Origin of the sequence: Rhodococcus sp. IEGM 1379, from assembly GCF_030056815.1 — a bacterium.
In the GTDB taxonomy this organism is placed as follows: Bacteria; Actinomycetota; Actinomycetes; order Mycobacteriales; family Mycobacteriaceae; genus Rhodococcus_F.
On the sequence record NZ_JASHKR010000057.1, the window covers coordinates 11,270 to 27,719 of the forward strand.

A 16,450-nucleotide genomic window follows, 5' to 3' on the forward strand; every position below is an offset into this window, starting at 1 on the left:
CACACAACTACCTTTGCACAGGGCGTGGCCGTCGCGGAATGAAGTAGCTTGTGCGCTCCTGATACTCCCGATACCCGGGACGCTGAGCCATGTGCCTTTCGAGGAGTCGCGCTCCGGTGGCGAACACGAGAAAATACGTCATTGCGATGGGCGAGAGAATCGTCAACACTCCCGGCCAGACGGACGCCGAGACGAGGAAAATCCCCCACCAGACGCACGCGTCACCGAAATAGTTGGGATGACGCGTCCACGCCCATAATCCTTGATCCATGATGTGCCCACGACTACCCGGATCGGATTTGAACTCCGCCATCTGCCGATCACCCACCGCCTCGAAAGTGACACCGACGAGCCACAATACGACACCGAGCACGACCAGTGCACTGACACTTCCATGCGAGACCGATGCCACCTGGATCGGCAGCGACACAAACCAAAGGGAAATACCCTGTGTCGCATAGATTTTCCGAATCGCGTACCGCGTCCGGTTGCCACTCGCCTTGCCCAGCAGTTCCTCGTACCGCGGATCCTCGCCTTTCCCCCGGGAGCGCACAGCCATGTGCCACGCCAAACGCACACCCCAGATCCCGACCAACACCACCAACAGGACTCGGCGCCACGGATCACCCGTGCCGAAAACTGCGGATACCACTGCGATCACGACGAACCCAACGCCCCACGACACGTCGACAACATTGTGGCGACCGATGCGTACACCGATCACCGCCGTCACGGCCATGGTGACAACAATCGCCAGCAGGCTCGCCAGCGATACCGTGCCCATTACGGTCGCACCGAAAGAATCTGGTGGACGCCCATCCGGCCGTCGCGGAAAGCCATTCCGCCGCCCACAAGGTAGAGACGCCACACTCGGGCCACCTCGAGTCCGACCAACTCGACGACCCGATCGAAGTTGGATTCGAAGGTATCAATCCACGCGTCCACCGTGCGCACGTAATGCTCACGCAACCCTTGGACATCACAAACCTCGAGGCCACCTTCCTCGATCATTGCGACCGTGCGCCCCAGCGGTCGCATATACATATCGGGAGCAATGAACGACTCGATAAAGGGTCCACCGCCGGGATGCGCTCCGGTGCGCGACATCTGCTGGATCAGCACCCGACCACCCTGGGTCACGTTGTCGTGCAGTGCCTTCACGTATGTCGGATAGTTGTCTTCACCGACATGCTCACCCATTTCTATCGAAGCAACCGCGTCGAAGGGACCATCGGGGATCTCTCGGTAGTCCTGCAACCGGATCTCGACCCAATCCTCGAGCCCGAGTGCTCGAATCTTCGCGTCGATGAACGCCTTCTGCTCGCCCGAGATAGTCACACCGACGACGTGCGCACCGTATTCGCGGGCAGCATGCAAGCTCAACGAACCCCAGCCACAGCCGACGTCGAGAAGTCGACGTCCTCGCGACTGATCGAGGCCGACCTTGCGGCAGACCAGGTCCAGTTTGTCCCGTTGCGAGTCCGCGAGCGTGTAGTCGGACTCCTCGGATGTCCAGTACCCGGACGAGTACGCCATGTTCTCGTCCAAGATCAGTTGATAGAAGTCGTTGGACAGGTCGTAGTGATGCCCGATCGCTGCCCTGTCCCGCGAGAGACTGTGCAGGCGCCCCTTGACCTGCGCTTGCGACACCGGCGGCGGGAGTGGCCGTCCGAATGCTCCGAGAGAACGTGCAGCCTTGACGGTCGCAAGTACGACGGCCGGAGTCGGAGCCACCGAACCCAATCCACGCTCGGCCGAGACCTTCCACACGTGGGTGAGCGCGTCACCGAGATCGCCTTCGACGTCCAACTCCCCCAGAACGTACGATTGCGCAGCCCCCAACTCTCCCGGATTCCAGAGGAGTCGACGCAGTACATTCGCATTGCGGAGGGTGACCTTCGGTGCGCCCGACGGCCCGGCGGAACTGCCGTCCCAGGCGGTGAGATGAACTGGAAGCTCGCCCCCGACAAGGGGTTCGATCAATTCAGCCAATCGACCGGCAATTGTGGCAGTCATCGCGGGTTCCTCCGATCAAGGATCACTTGCTGGACGTCGAGATATCCGGACCGGAATCCGGCCTCGGAATAGCAGAGATAGAAGTGCCACATGCGCGCGAACACGGCATCGAATCCGAGCGCTTCAGCTTCCGCCGTTCTGGCCATGAAACTCTCGTCCCACAGACGCAAGGTCTGCGCATAGTGATCACCCATCGACATACGTTCACGTACCCGCAGAGTGGTCAGGCGTTCGGTCACATCCTCGATCGCGCGTACCGACGGCAGGAATCCGCCGGGGAAAATGTACTTGTGCACCCACGTATAGGTGTTGCGGGTAGCCAACATTCGATCATGCGGCATAGTGATGGCTTGAATCGCGGCCCGCCCGCCAGGCGCCAACAGTGAGTCGATCGTCTGAAAGTAGCTCCCCCAATACTGGTGTCCGACAGCTTCGATCATCTCCACCGAGACCACCGCGTCGTACTCACCTTCCACCTGCCGGTAGTCCAGGAGATCGACCTGCACCCGATCGGCGAGGCCGGCAGCACTGATCCGCTTGGCAGCCAACTCCTGTTGCTCCACCGACAAAGTCACCGACCGCACCGTTGCACCACGCTGCGCAGCTCGAATTGCCAACTCGCCCCAGCCTGTTCCGATCTCGAGGACCCGTGAGCCAGGTCCGACTCCGGCGCCGTCGAGCAGCCTGTCGATCTTTCGGTGCTGCGCAGCGGCGAACCCGTCCCCGGACAGACGCTTGCCTGTCGACAAATCCTCGAACAAGGCACTCGAATAAGTCATCGTGTCGTCGAGAAATAGTTCGAACAACTCGTTCGACAAGTCATAGTGTCGAGAGATATTCGAGCGCGTGTTCTGCGTCGAATTTCTTTCACTACGAGGCTGTTTCGGAATGTACAAGCCGCGCAGGCGCTGCAGGAAATCCGGGATCAGGGTAGCCACCCGAGACGCGAACACCTCCAGCACCGCCGTCAGATCCGGCGCTTCCCAATCGCCGGCCATGTACGACTCGCCGAAACCGATCAGTCCGCTGTCCCCGACACGAGCAGCAAAATCCTCCGGCCGATGAATGACCATCAGTGGAGCATTAACGCCCCCACCGCCGGAGATTTCACCGTTCGGCATCTGCACCCGCAGCGGCAATCGCGCCACCGCTTTATGGAACAGTGCCCGAGCGACCGGGGCGGCGATCCGTACCTTCACACCACGGGGAACGGTGACAACACCGGGCCAGCGGTCCAATTCGGAGGGATCTATTGCCAGAGTGGTGATGGTCATTGCACAGCCTCCTGCGGTTGGTGATGCAGCCTGGGAACGATCGGTAACCGCCTGGCCCACAATCGAATTCCTTGATATCGGATCTGCACGGATACTCGGAGCGGTGCCATCGGGATCGATATCGCACTGCGCAGAATCTCGCGCTTGGTTGCCGCCACACATTCCCCGGATACCGTCGCCACGAACGGTGCGTGCCCCTGGCGGGCCAGAACTATCGACAAACTCAGAGAATGCTCCGGTAGCGGCAAGCGCATTCGATACTCGCCCGAAACATCGTTGAACGGCGAAACGTAGAACTCCTTGTCCGTTCGCGCGGCACCACGTTCATCGGGATTCAGGAGATAGCAGTGCCGTTCGCCGTACGTGTTGTGGACTTCTGCCACCACAGCACGCACACTGCCGACTTCGTTCAGGCACCAGAAGACAGTCAACGGATTGAACACGTGGCCGAAGACCCGAGCATTCGTAAGCATAAGGATTCGCCCACCGGCAAGATCCATGTTGTGTGAGGTAAGGAAGGCCTCGACGTTACCGCGAAGAGTCTTCGTCGGATCGCCCAGATGATCCGCCGCATCGAATCGTGCCAGCGAGCGCAACGGTTTCGGCAGCACCGGAAGTTGATCGACATCGACGAGCCAGCTGTAACTCCGGTACTCGAACTCGTTGCGCAACGGTTCTGTGCGCACGTGCCGAATGCGAGTGTGAACGATGGCCGGCGTAGTCGGTGTCGGTGCTGGCGGCGTTGCCGGGCTGCTCATGACCATCGCCCGCCTACTCGTTCGGCAGCACGTAATCCTGACAACGCGCCGTCCTCATGGAAGCCCCAACCGTGATAGGCGCCCGCAAAGGCGAGGACATTTGTGTCGAGTTCCGTGAGGCGACCCTGCGCGGCAACGGAAGTCGGCGTGTACTGCGGGTGCTCGTACATCATCTTGTCGATCACGGACTCCGCAGCCACCATGTCGTCCCCGCCCAAGGTCACCATGTACCGACGGCCGGTGTCGGGGAGACGTTGCAGGCGAGTCATGTCGTAGCTCACCAGAACGTGATCCGACGGAGCGCCACAATCCGGAAGGTAGTAATTCCACGACGCCCGGGCATTCACGTTCCCCGGCAGAACACTCTCATCCGTATGCAATTGGGTGTAATTGACGGTGTAGGGCATGGCTCCGAGAACTTCATGCTCAACCGGCGTCGGATCAGCCAGAATCTTCAATGCCTGTTGCGGATGCGTCGCGACAACCACTGCGGCGTAGCTCTCCAGCCGATCATCTCCCCCACGAATTTCAACGAAATCGTTGTGCCGATAAATCGCTCGCGCGGGTGTGCTGAGGCGAACATCTCCGATGCCCCTGGCCACGGCGTTCACGTACTCGACTGAACCACCCTTGATCGTTCGCCAGTTCGGCGAGCCTGAAATGCTGAGCATGCCGTGATGGTCGAGGAAGGAAAACAAGTACCGCGCCGGATACTCGAGCGCCGATGACGGATTGCACGACCACACCGCAGATACCAACGGCGTCATGAAATGAGCGGTGAAGTAATCAGAGAATCTGCCCTTCTGCAAGAAGGCACCGAGCGTCTGATCCGGCATCGTTGCATCTGTCGAATCCAGCACAGCACGCGCCCGCCGATGAAACCGCTTTACTTCCATCAACATCGAGAGGAAGCTGCCGTTCACCAATAGCCCAGGCGTCGGCAGAACCCCACGTAATCCCTGACCACCCGAGTATTCGAGACCGCAACCCCCGCAGCGCACCGACATACTCATGTCCGAGTCCTGCGTCACGACACCGAGTTCCGAAAAGAGTCGCAGCAACGTTGGATAGGTGCGGTCGTTGTGGACGATGAACCCGGTGTCGATTGCGAGATGCCGACCTTCGGGGTCCGTCACCGAATGAGTGTCCGCATGGCCACCCAGACGCGAATCCACCTCGTACAACGTCACATCCGAGTCTTTGCTCAGCACCCACGCAGCAGTCAGCCCGGCGACTCCGCTGCCTACAACGGCAACCTTGCGCTTTTCCGAACTCATCGTCGTTCTCCCGCCTTCGATTCAGTTACTTCGTGTACCGCGTCCGAGGCCAGTCGGTGCCAGTGAGCAGGTCGGCGCAACATGAAATGCCCCGCGCCTTCGACGCCGATCCACTCGGCATCGGTACCGGCCCGCTGCGCCCTGTCGACCATCGACTGCGAATCGACTGGATCCGTCCACCGATCCGCACTGCCGTGGATGACCAGTAGTCGCGCGCCCTCGGGAAGGTCCAATGACGTCCCCGCGGGCCACCACGGAGCAAGCGCGACGACGCCCACAATCGCCGGATCACCGGACAGTGCCGCAGCTACCCGCCCACCCATCGAGTGACCGAGTAACACCACTGCTGCGCCCGGATCGCTCGCCGTAATCCGATCGAGCACTCGTCGTGCATCTGCAACGGGACTTCGCTCAGCACCGTTCCATCCACGCCTGCGATATCGGACCTGAACTGCCTCGAATCCACGACGCCGAAGTGCTGCGGTAAACGGGCGCATCCGCACATTGGACAGATGCCAGCACCTCGACCGGCGGTGACTCGAAACCTTGCCACCAGGTAGAACCATCACCACCACTCTGCGGTTCTCACCATGGGTCGGCAAGTGTTGAGGCGTCATATGCAATATTCGGAGCCGCACACCACCTGGATGGGAACGCAATAATTTCTGAGTCTGCGACGTCCCCGCGGGGACGCATTTCGGCGTCTGTCGAAGTTTGTCGGTACCCCGGCTTACTGTCGAACAAACATTCGAGCCAGGGGGTTGGCGATGGACACGATGGAACTGGACAGAGCAACAGACAGGGTTACGGAGAGGGGCACTGACAAGGAATCAGCGAGGGAGGCTGTCGACAGTATCGGCGTCGAAATCTGCGCACTCGCCGGCCACATTGCGGCGGCCACCGCCCGATTCCTCACCCTCCTGGGCGACTTTGACGAACAACGAGGTTGGACCGGCCCCGGGCTTCACTCCTGCGCCCACTGGCTGTCCTGGAAATGCGGACTCAGTCTGCATACCGGACGCGAATACGTGCGCGTCGCCAAAGCACTCCGCCCGCTACCGAAGATGCAACAGGCGTTCGAGCAAGGTCGATTGTCGTATTCCAAAGTTCGTGCGCTTACCCGCGTCGCCACACCGGCCAATGAGGCGCAAATGGTCCGTCTGGGCCGCGAGGCACCCGCCGCCCAGATCGACCGCCTTGTCGCCGGCCTCCATACCGGCTCCGATAAGGAAAGCGCACGTCGGAAATCACCCGACCGCTTCCAGATCCGATGGCATTGGGACCCCGACACCGGCGATTTTGTCGTCAAAGGCCGTCTCCCGGCGCAAGACGGAGCCCGACTCATCGCAGCAGTCACCGCAGCCGAGCGTGAACGCACCCGAACCTCGCCGGAACATTCCCCGCCGGAAACGGCCCCAACCGACTCAGCTGATCCGGAAGAACCTGTTACACAAGCAAATGCAGCCAAGAAGCCACCTGGAGACATCGGACCCGCACTTCTGACGATGGCTGACATCGCGGCGACAGCAGTCGCAAACCCCGCAACGAGAGCCAGCAGCGCCACCGAAGTGGTGTTTTTCCATGAACACGACACCGTCCGGATACCAGGCGGACCGGCGCTCCCCGAAAATGACGCGGAGGAAGTGCTCTGCAACGCCCGCCTCCGACTGGCGAAGACCAAAAACGGGTGCGTCCTGAGTCTCAGCCGCCGTACCCGCGTCACCAGCGCCAAACAGATGCTGGCCTTGAACTACCGCGACGGATGTTGCCGCACACCAGGATGCGGACGGACCAGATTTCTGCACGCTCACCACGTCCGGTTTTGGGGCCGCGGCGGGAAGACCAATCTGGACAACCTCATCATGCTATGTGGCACTTGCCACCGGGCTTTGCACCACGACCAATTCACCATTGCCGCACTCGGAGAACAACAATTCGAGTTTCGCACCCCGGACGGAGATGTTTTGGCCCCGGCGCCGCCAATCAGCGGCCTGGCAGACCGACTCCTGCGTGGTGAAATCCCGGACGACGCGATCATCCCGAGTTGGGGAGGAGAACCTCTGCACCTGGACCATGCAGTCAGCGTCATTCTCGACAGTTGGGCCGCGTGAACGAACGTGAGGTAAACAATCCACACAGACGAATAATTGGTCTAGTCCAATCGGAGTCCGACATGACCATTCAGGGAGTGCAACGTGCCTAGGCTCCCTCGTGTGACCCAGAAAATCGCGCGTATCTCAGCCGCTCTCACCTTCCTCCTCGCCGGCGCGGTAGTCGCCGGAACCACGAACACGTTTGCCGGCGCTCGCTACGATCTCTACCCCACCGTCTTCACCCGGATCGAGGCAGCCAACCCCGCTCTGCTGACCGAGTCGATCTCCACCTGGGGCGGCATCAACAACATCGCATCCAGCGGCACTCCGAAGGCCGATGTCGTCACCCAACTGGATCAGGTCGACGGCGCGGGGCACGAAGCCGGCACCAACGGACCCGGATACGACAAGGGCATCGAGTCTGTCGACGTAGAGGTCGGAAAAATCATCAACGCCGTCGATGAACCGCAGCAGAGGAAACCACATTTGTGATCGCTCGCGGCGCCGGATACAGGGCAGGCAAGGCCACCGGCGACTACACGATCGCGGACAATACCCCGACCATTCTGCGGAGCCTCGGCATTTGCGGGCTCCATCGACCTTGGATTCTTCGGCTCCTGATCGACAATCGCTTACCGTACAGAGCCCCTGACCGTACAGAGCCCCTGACAACACAAAAAGGTCGGGCCGGAGAGTGTGAACTCTCCGACCCGACCTGTTGTGGAGCTGCCGGGAATTGAACCCGGGTCCTACGTTGAATCGCTAGGGCTTCTCCGTGTGCAGTCTGCTAAGTCTCTACTTGGATCTCCCAGTCTCGCAGACAAGCCAGGATGACGATCCCAGTCACTGTTTGATGTCCCATTCGACCCCGTGACCGAGCCAAACAGTAAAGCCCTCTAGCTGATGCCAGGAACCGAGTCGAGGGCAACCCCGGGCTGACAGACACGCTTCGCTACTTAGGCAGCGAGAGCGTAGTCGCGCTGATTGGAATCGGCGCTTATAGGTTTGCAGCGACGCTTACGGTGGTCTCTTGCCTGCACCGACACGCTTCCCCTAACTCAACACACGCAGTCGAAACCGTTCAGCCCCGTGTGGCCCCGCGTCTTTCGTGGGGCCACCTACTATAACGCGCCGACGTTCGGAAGTCATACCAATTAACGCGCACGTTCTGCTGCACCCGTGATGTTGGTGATCATGCCCTGGAAAACGACCCCGTGGAAGGGCAGGATCGCGTACCAATACATCCGTCCGGCGAGACCACGGGGGAAGAAAACAGCCCGTTGATCGAGGTGCGAACCACCATCCACCCCCTCGGATACGCGCAACTCCAGCCATGCTCCCCCGGGCACTTTCATCTCCGCTCGCAGTCGAAGCAATTTTCCGCGATCGATTTCTTCGACACGCCAGAAGTCCAAGGCCTCACCGGTATTGAGCCGACGCGGATCACGCCGGCCTCGCCGGAGCCCGACACCGCCGACCGCGCGATCCATCCACCCTCGAATCGCCCACGCCAAAGGGAATGAGTACCAACCGTTCTCACCGCCGATGGATTCGACGACCGACCACAAGGTTTGCGGATCTGCAGCGCAGTCGCGTTCCCGATGGTCGACGTACACCGTTTCACCGGCCCAATCCGGATCAGACGGAAGCGGATCGGATGGAGCACCGGCGATGGCGGCACCCGACCAGGCGGTCTCCACCTCGCCGTTCTCGACCTTGCGAAGCGCCAAGCGCACAGCTTCGCGGTACGGCGTGAGTCCCCCTGGCGGCGGTGGGATGAAGTCGTCGATGTCGTGATCGTGCATGACTGCGTCGTTCTGCAAGGACTCGATGAGAGGCATCGCCAACCCCCGAGGGATCGGCGTGACCAGTCCCACCCAATGGCCGGCCAGACGCGGTGTCAGCACCGGAAGTACCAGGATGCGTCGACGCACCAACCCGGCGATCTCCGCATAGGTGTTCATCATTTCTCCGTACTGCATCACGTCCGGGCCACCGATATCGAATGCACGATTGACTTCCGGCGTCACGGCGGCCGCTGCCACCAGGTAGTAGAGGACGTCTCGAACAGCAATCGGCTGAATGTTGTTGTGCACCCATTTCGGCGTGGTCATCACAGGCAGGCGATTGGTCAGGTGACGCACCATCTCGAAAGATGCCGACCCCGAACCGATCACGACTCCCGCTTGAAAGACAACCGTCGGAACATCGGAGTCGAGCAAGATCTGACCGACTTCGAGTCGTGATTTCAAATGCGTCGACAGTTCTCCCTCGGGGGGATGCAGTCCACCGAGATAGACGATCCGGCGAACTCCGGCGGCAGCGGCCGCCACCGCCACGTTCTCCGCACTGCGCTTGTCGATCTCCGAGAACGACCCGCCGCCGCCCATCGCATGCACGAGATAATAGACGATGTCAATATCCTCGAATGAGCTTGCAAGCGAGTCCTTGTCGGTCAAATCGCCGCGAACGATTTCGACGGAGTCACGCCACGGAACGTCGCGCAACTTCTCGGGACTGCGCACTAAAACCCGAACGTAGTGCCCCGCCTCGACCAACCGAGGGGCAAGCCTCCCACCGATGTACCCGGTTGCTCCTGTAACCAGAACTCTCACCGTCTCCATCACCCCACGCTACCCAGAGAGCGCGGTTCAGGCAGAAATTGAGCGGCGCAACGCCAGCGCGGTTTCCAGATCATCCGCAGTGAGTGCCATATTGATTCCCGCGCCGGCCTTCGCTCCCGCTGCAGCAGCCATGATGACCTGCGCACCGGGATCCACGACATTGCCCGCCGCCCAGACACCCGCAACGCTGGTAGCTCCCATCGCGTCGGCTGTCACGAACTCCCCCATCATCGTCGTCGCGGTCGCAGCGCCGAACGATCGCAGAATCGAATCATTGGGGTCCATCGTGATCGCGCCGCCGACAAAAACAGCCGAACGCGCAACAGTCGTGCCGTCCGCCAATTTCAATCCAACCAGTCGATCGTCGTCGACCACTGGCGCAGCAACGAGGCCGTCGACAATCGAAATATCGAGCGCGGCAAGCTTTTCTCGATCCTCAGCCCCCAACTCGGCAATGCGATGCAGGAACAGAACGACATCGTCCGACCACTGACGCACCATGACCGCCTGATGCATCGCCATATCGACATTTTTCGCGATGATACCCAGCGGCTGATCACGTACGTCGTATCCGTGACAGTAGGGGCAGTGCAGTACGTCGCGGCCCCAACGCTCACCGAAGCCTTCCAGTTCGGTTGGGAGTCGGTCGGTGAGACCTGTCGCCACGAGGACCTTACGCACCGACATCGTGCTGTCGTCCGCGAGTTCGATCACGAATCCGTCATCGGTGCGCACAACTGCCACTACTGTGCCGTCGTGAAACTCACCGCCGAATTTCCGGACCTCGCCGCGACCGATGGTCACCAACTCGGCCGGATTCATCCCGTCGCGGGAGAGAAAACCGTTCATGTGGTCGGCGGCTGCGTTGCGCGGCGCACCGTTGTCGAAAACAACGACGGACCGGCGCGCCTGACCCAGGATGAGCGCCGCATTCAATCCGGCTGCGCCGCCGCCGATTACTGCTACGTCGTACGTGTTCTTTGTCATGAATCCAGAGTGACATCGAACCCCATTCTTGACAAACCCTATTGCCAGTTTGGCAAACTGATTGCATGACCGACACAACGTTCGAAGCTGTCCTTGCCGGAATCGGGCCGCGCCTGCGCAACCTGCGTCAGCAATCCGACATGACCCTGACCGATCTATCCGAAGCAACCGGCATCAGCGTCAGCACGTTGTCCCGCCTCGAATCCGGTAGCCGCAAAGCGAACTTAGAACTCCTGCTCCCCATCGCCAAAGCCCACGGTGTGCCCTTGGACGATCTGGTCAACAGTGGCATCGAAGACCCCCGAGTCCGCGAAGAGCCTCAAACCGTCGGAAACATGACGATCGTCCCACTGACCAGCCAGCCCGGAAATCTACAGGCGTACAAGATGATCCTGGCGCCAACCGACGACATCCGCGAGCCTGGCACTCACGAAGGGTACGAGTGGCTCTACGTACTGTCAGGCCGTGTCCGGCTTCAACTCGGCGATCGCGATTTCGTGATGGGAGCCGGCGAGGCAGCCGAGTTCGACACTCGAATCCCCCACCGATTCAGCGCCGCCGACGGTCGCCCCGCCGAGATCATCAGCCTGTTCGGCAAACAAGGCGAACGCGTACATTTGCGCGCGGCCCCAGCGGATCGCCGAGGTTAGAGTCGCAGATAGAGCAGCGCTATCCGCGCATTCCCTTGATACGACGGCCCAGTTCGCGGGTCACCTCACGCTCAGCGGTGCGCTTGGCCATGTCCTGACGCTTGTCGTAGTCCTGCTTACCCTTCGCGAGAGCCAGCTCGACCTTGACCTTGCCGTCGACAAAATACATCGACAGCGGAACCAGTGTCTGGTTACCCTCGCGGGTCTTGCCCACAAGATGCTCGATCTCACGCTTGTGCAGCAACAGTTTCCGAACGCGAAGCGGCGAATGATTCGTCCAACTACCCTGCGTGTACTCCGGGATGTGCAGCGATCGCAACCACACCTCACCGTTGTCTACTGTTGCGAATGCGTCGACGAGCGACGCTTTTCCTTCGCGCAAACTCTTGACCTCGGTGCCGACGAGCGCGATTCCGGCTTCGTAGGTGTCGATGATCGTGTAGTTGTGACGCGCTTTGCGATTGGTCGCAATGACCTTGCGGCCCTGTTCCTTCACTGTCCGGGCCTCTCAGTCCGCTGTCTTACCGAATATTGCTGTCTTACCGAATGTTTCTGTATGCACCAGCATAGAAGCTCACACAAACTGATTATTCCCGGACGTACAGGCGCAAGGTGATGTACGACGTGATCGCCGCCATTCCCACGCCTGCGAGAACCAGGAACGGCGAGACGAACAGGATGTCACTGTTCGAAATCCGGGCGACGATGTTGGCTTCGTACACGTCGGCCAGCACACCGTCGATGAAGACATTCTTAGCTGTGAACAGTCCGGCGATGGCAAGCACTGCACCGATCAATGCGGCAACCATGGCTTCGAGGAGGAACGGAAGCTGCGTGTACCAACGCGTCGCGCCCACCAATCGCATGATACTGACCTCGGTACGACGCGTGAATGCCGCGATCTGAACCATGTTGGCAATCAACAGAATTGCAGCAATTGCCTGCACGATGGCGATAGCGAACGCAGCGTTGCGCACTCCCCCGAGAACACTGAACAGACGGTCGACGAGCTCGCGCTGGTTGAGAACGCTCTCGACACCCGGCCGGGTACCGAAGGTGTCGTTGATGACACCGAATCGCTCCGGATCACTGAGCCTGACCTTGAACGACGCCGGGAAGCTGTCCGGGCTTACCAGTGCTGCCAGCTCGGGTTGGTCCTTGAACACTCGCTCAGTGGCATCCTTCACCGCGTCGTCGCGGTTGAGGAACTGCACCGCCACCACTGACGGAGTCTGCTCGAGTTCTTTCCGCAGGGAGCTGCAAATTTCCTGCTCACAACCGGGGTCCATCGACGAAATGTCGTCGGTCAGAAAGATCTGGACCTCAACTCGCTCGAGGAAGATCTGCTGCGTCTTGCCCGCCATCTGCACGACGAGCAGTCCGCCACCGAAGAGACCCAACGAAATCGCCGTCGTCAGGATCATGGCGATAGTCATCGTGATGTTGCGGCGCAGGCCGGTCAGGACCTCGCTGAAAATAAAACTGGCGCGCATCGGGGAATCCGATTCCTTCTCGAATGATCGGCCGCTTCACAGCGGCCGGTGGGCGTACGGGATGAGTGGTAGAGCCGTCGGCGTTTATCTGCCGACGCCGTACACACCCCGCGCTTCGTCTCTGCTGACCTTGCCGAGATCGAGTTCGATGACGCGTCGACGCATGGAGTCGACGATGTGGTGGTCGTGGGTCGCCATGACGACGGTGGTTCCCGTGCGGTTGATCCGCTCGAGGAGCAGCATGATGTCCTGACTGGTTTCCGGGTCAAGGTTGCCGGTGGGTTCGTCGGCGAGCAGTACCAGCGGACGGTTGACGAAGGCTCGTGCGATCGCGACGCGCTGCTGCTCACCGCCGGACAGTTCGGTCGGAAGGCGATCAGCTTTTCCGGACAGTCCCACCATTTCGAGGACCTCGGGGACTGTTCGGGCGATCACGTTTCGCGGTTTGCCGATAACTTCCAGGGCAAACGCGACGTTCTCGGACACCGTCTTCTGCTGGAGCAACCGGAAGTCCTGGAATACGCATCCCATGCTCTGGCGAAGCTTCGGAACTCGACGCGCCGCCAACTTGTTGAAGTGGAATTCACCGACTTCGATATCACCCGAGGTGGGTGACTCCATCTTGAGGAGTAGGCGCATGAAGGTCGACTTGCCGGAGCCGGAGGGGCCGATGAGGAAGACGAACTCCCCCTTCTCCACCTCCACACTGACGTTGTCGAGCGCCGGCCTGGTGGAGGCCTTGTAGGACTTCGACACATTCTTCATGCTGATCACAACGAGCCAGTCTAGCCGTTATATAACAGTGACCTTGGAGCAACGCGCTGCGACACCGCCCGATTTACCGCGTTTCGGTGGTTGTCGGAGCTTGTGTCAGTGGGGGCGTCGTGGTGGTCGCAGTGGACGTCGTGACGCCGGCCTGACCCGGATTCGCCGGTACCTCCTCGGAGACCGGCGGAGGAGCCGGTGGCACACCGGTAGTCGTCGACGCTCCCGGAGCCCTTTGGGTGGTGGATCCACCGGTGCCGGCGGGCGCGGACTCCGTGGTGGTTGGCACCGCGGTGGTGGTTGTCGTCGTACTTTCTGTCGACGTATTCTCCCGTGGTTGCACGTACGGCTCCGTCACCGACGAGTCGGCAGCTGGCGCAGGCGAAACCGGCTGCGGCACCGGGTTGAAAGTCGAGTGAGCGAAGCCGGCTAGAAGCCACGCCACGATCAAGATGAATGTGGACGTCCGCATTCGGCCGCCGAACAAGGTCGCCGGCAACCAGTCCAGATGCAAGAGTTTTTCGAGGCCACGACGAGGTTCCTGATCGGTCATTCGCTCGCCTCCTCGGTACCGGTCGTACTGTCCGTATGAATTCCGGGTGTGACGGTAATTCCCTGACGCCGCAATGCCGCAGCAACGCGAACTCGCAATGCGCGGCTCACCTGGAACTGCTTACCGGGCAGGGTGCGCGCGACCATTCGAATCATGACCTGGTCGACTTCGAGGCTTTCGACGCCCATGACCGTCGGCTCGTCAAGAAGCAGTTTCTTGAGTCCACGATCCGACATCGCGTCGACTCCGACCTGGCGCAACACCTCGTTGACTCGGGTGAGATCGGCAGTCGCGGGAACCGGGACGTCGATGACAGCACGCGCCCAATCCTTGGACAGGTTGGTCGCTTTCACGATCTGACCGTTCGGGACGGTGATCACTTCACCATCGGCATTGCGCATCCGTGTGACACGCAATGTCACGTCCTCGATGACGCCTTCGGCATCGTCGGACGAACCGGTAATGGCTAGTCGCACGGTGTCACCGAACCCGTACTGGCGTTCGGTGATGATGAAAAATCCGGCAAGAATGTCCTGCACAACCCGCTGCGCGCCGAAGCCGAGCGCCGCACCCAGAACGGTCGCCGGAGCAACCAGACTTCCGATCGGCAGGTTCAACTGGTCGAGCACCTTCATCGTCGCGATGACGTAGATGAACGTGATGATCACCCACGTGATCACCTGCGCCACCGAATGGCGATGCTTGGTGGCCTCCGAGCGGACCAGCGCGTCACCCAACTGATAGTTGGAGTCGATCTGGTCGGTGACCTTGTTGCCGCCCCAACTGACAAAACGAGCCAAGAGCAACGCTCCGAGCACGGTTGTCAGAATCGACAACCCATCGTCCTTCAGCCACGCGACCAGTGTTTCACCTGGTTGCAGAAAATTCATCGTGCCTTTCTGTAAAAGCTATGCGGTCTGGTCCTCGCTCATGCGCCAGCGGATGCCGGCCTCGAGGAAACCGTCGATATCGCCGTCGAGAACAGCGGATGGGTTGTTGACCTCGTACTCGGTACGCAGATCCTTGACCATTTGGTACGGGTGCAGGACGTAGGAACGCATCTGGTTACCCCACGAACTGCCGCTGTCGCCCTTGAGCGCATCCATCTCGGCGCGCTCTTCCTGCCGCTTGACGGCCAGCAACTTGGCCTGCAGGACGCGCATCGCGGACACCTTGTTCTGGAGCTGCGACTTCTCGTTCTGACAGGTCACGACGATGCCCGTCGGGATGTGCGTCAGGCGTACCGCGGAGTCGGTGGTGTTCACGGACTGACCGCCGGGACCCGAGGAGCGATAGACGTCGACGCGGATGTCGTTTTCGTTGATCTCGATGTGGTCTGTGGTCTCGACCACGGGCAGGACCTCGACCTCGGCAAACGACGTCTGACGACGGCCCTGGTTGTCGAACGGGCTGATCCGGACCAGGCGGTGCGTGCCCATCTCCACAGACAGAGTGCCGTAGGTGTACGGACCCTTGATCGCGAAGGTCGCACTCTTGAGACCGGCTTCTTCGGCATACGACGTGTCGTAGACCTCGACGCCGTAGTCATGCTTCTCAGCCCAGCGGATGTACATACGCATCAGCATCTCGGCCCAGTCCGCGGCGTCGATGCCGCCGGCGCCGGAGCGGATGTTGATCAGCGCGTCGCGCTCGTCGTATTCGCCGGAGAGCATGGTCTTGACTTCCATGGCCGCGATGTCCTCGCGCAGGCTCGCACGCTCGGCGTCGGCGTCGGCCAGGGCGTCGTCGCCCTCGTCCTCGGCCAACTCGTAGAGAATCGGCATCTCGTCGAGCCGCTCCCGCAGTGCGACGATACGACGCAGTTCTGCCTGCGCGTGCGAGAGAGCACTGGTGACCTGCTGGGCGTGGTCCTGGTCGTTCCACAGGCCCGGATCTGCGGCCTGATGCTCGAGCTCGTCGATGCGTCGGCGCAGCTCCTCGACGTCCACAACCGATTCGC

At 60.7% G+C, this 16,450-nt stretch carries 17 protein-coding genes and 1 other RNA gene; 3 read left to right on the forward strand and 15 right to left on the reverse strand.

Translation table 11 applies throughout. The features are described 5' to 3' along the window. Positions 1-7: 7 nt before the first annotated feature. Genes QM600_RS22335 through QM600_RS22360 form a run of 6 tightly spaced genes read right to left on the reverse strand, consistent with a single transcriptional unit; the run spans position 8 to position 5,942 of the window. Positions 8-784 (reverse strand): DUF1295 domain-containing protein, encoded by a 777-nt coding sequence (locus tag QM600_RS22335; protein ID WP_283263723.1) that lies wholly within the window; start codon positions 782-784, stop codon positions 8-10. Next, positions 784-2,016 (reverse strand): SAM-dependent methyltransferase, encoded by a 1,233-nt coding sequence (locus tag QM600_RS22340; protein WP_283263724.1) that lies wholly within the window; start codon positions 2,014-2,016, stop codon positions 784-786. The genes QM600_RS22335 and QM600_RS22340 overlap by 1 nt, the downstream gene beginning before the upstream one ends. Next, on the reverse strand, positions 2,013-3,290 hold the full coding sequence (locus QM600_RS22345; protein ID WP_283263725.1) for an SAM-dependent methyltransferase: 1,278 nt from the start codon (positions 3,288-3,290) through the stop codon (positions 2,013-2,015). The genes QM600_RS22340 and QM600_RS22345 overlap by 4 nt, the downstream gene beginning before the upstream one ends. Further along, positions 3,287-4,048 (reverse strand): DUF1365 domain-containing protein, encoded by a 762-nt coding sequence (locus QM600_RS22350; protein ID WP_283263726.1) that lies wholly within the window; start codon positions 4,046-4,048, stop codon positions 3,287-3,289. The genes QM600_RS22345 and QM600_RS22350 overlap by 4 nt, the downstream gene beginning before the upstream one ends. Next, entirely contained in the window at positions 4,045-5,325 is a 1,281-nt protein-coding gene (locus QM600_RS22355; protein WP_283263727.1) for an NAD(P)/FAD-dependent oxidoreductase, read from the reverse strand. Before QM600_RS22355 ends, QM600_RS22350 begins: the two co-directional genes overlap by 4 nt. Beyond that, the gene (locus QM600_RS22360) at positions 5,322-5,942 is read right to left on the reverse strand and encodes an alpha/beta hydrolase (RefSeq protein ID WP_283263728.1); all 621 of its coding nucleotides are present in this window, start codon (positions 5,940-5,942) and stop codon (positions 5,322-5,324) included. The genes QM600_RS22355 and QM600_RS22360 overlap by 4 nt, the downstream gene beginning before the upstream one ends. Positions 5,943-6,092: 150 nt before the next feature. Here QM600_RS22360 and QM600_RS22365 point away from each other — a divergent pair, with 150 nt between their 5' ends. Both QM600_RS22365 and QM600_RS22370 read left to right on the forward strand, forming a co-directional pair. After that, entirely contained in the window at positions 6,093-7,436 is a 1,344-nt protein-coding gene (locus tag QM600_RS22365; protein ID WP_283263729.1) for an HNH endonuclease signature motif containing protein, read from the forward strand. Between the two features lie 102 nt (positions 7,437-7,538). Next, positions 7,539-7,910, forward strand: coding sequence for a hypothetical protein (locus QM600_RS22370; RefSeq protein WP_283263730.1), 372 nt, complete (start codon positions 7,539-7,541; stop codon positions 7,908-7,910). 226 nt (positions 7,911-8,136) lie between these two features. Here the strand turns inward: QM600_RS22370 and ssrA are convergent. From ssrA to QM600_RS22385, 3 genes are all read right to left on the reverse strand, one after another. Then, positions 8,137-8,507: a transfer-messenger RNA gene (gene ssrA / locus QM600_RS22375) on the reverse strand. Between the two features lie 65 nt (positions 8,508-8,572). Then, positions 8,573-10,042, reverse strand: a complete 1,470-nt coding sequence (locus tag QM600_RS22380) for an SDR family oxidoreductase (RefSeq protein WP_283263731.1) — start codon at positions 10,040-10,042, stop codon at positions 8,573-8,575. A gap of 27 nt (positions 10,043-10,069) precedes the next feature. After that, positions 10,070-11,029 carry an NAD(P)/FAD-dependent oxidoreductase gene (locus QM600_RS22385; RefSeq protein WP_283263732.1) on the reverse strand — a complete coding sequence of 320 codons (960 nt, stop codon included), beginning with the start codon at positions 11,027-11,029 and terminating at the stop codon, positions 10,070-10,072. A gap of 65 nt (positions 11,030-11,094) precedes the next feature. Here QM600_RS22385 and QM600_RS22390 point away from each other — a divergent pair, with 65 nt between their 5' ends. Then, positions 11,095-11,679, forward strand: coding sequence for a helix-turn-helix domain-containing protein (locus tag QM600_RS22390; RefSeq protein ID WP_283263733.1), 585 nt, complete (start codon positions 11,095-11,097; stop codon positions 11,677-11,679). A 19-nt stretch (positions 11,680-11,698) separates the two neighbouring features. On the opposite strand, the gene smpB is transcribed toward QM600_RS22390, so the two are convergent. The 6 genes from smpB to prfB all read right to left on the reverse strand — a co-directional run. After that, positions 11,699-12,175: an SsrA-binding protein SmpB gene (gene smpB / locus QM600_RS22395; RefSeq protein WP_094272170.1), complete on the reverse strand. Its 477-nt coding sequence runs from the start codon at positions 12,173-12,175 to the stop codon at positions 11,699-11,701. A 91-nt stretch (positions 12,176-12,266) separates the two neighbouring features. Then, positions 12,267-13,172: a permease-like cell division protein FtsX gene (gene ftsX / locus QM600_RS22400; RefSeq protein WP_283263734.1), complete on the reverse strand. Its 906-nt coding sequence runs from the start codon at positions 13,170-13,172 to the stop codon at positions 12,267-12,269. Between the two features lie 84 nt (positions 13,173-13,256). Continuing rightward, positions 13,257-13,937, reverse strand: coding sequence for a cell division ATP-binding protein FtsE (gene ftsE / locus QM600_RS22405; RefSeq protein ID WP_502943062.1), 681 nt, complete (start codon positions 13,935-13,937; stop codon positions 13,257-13,259). Between the two features lie 73 nt (positions 13,938-14,010). Continuing rightward, positions 14,011-14,490 (reverse strand): Rv3103c transmembrane domain-containing protein, encoded by a 480-nt coding sequence (locus QM600_RS22410; protein WP_283263736.1) that lies wholly within the window; start codon positions 14,488-14,490, stop codon positions 14,011-14,013. After that, a complete protein-coding gene (locus QM600_RS22415) occupies positions 14,487-15,380 on the reverse strand; it encodes a mechanosensitive ion channel family protein (RefSeq protein ID WP_283263737.1) in 894 nt (297 codons plus the stop codon). Before QM600_RS22415 ends, QM600_RS22410 begins: the two co-directional genes overlap by 4 nt. Before the next feature lie 18 nt (positions 15,381-15,398). Further along, on the reverse strand, positions 15,399-16,450 hold a 1,052-nt coding region (gene prfB, locus QM600_RS22420), incomplete at its 5' end, for a peptide chain release factor 2 (protein ID WP_283263738.1).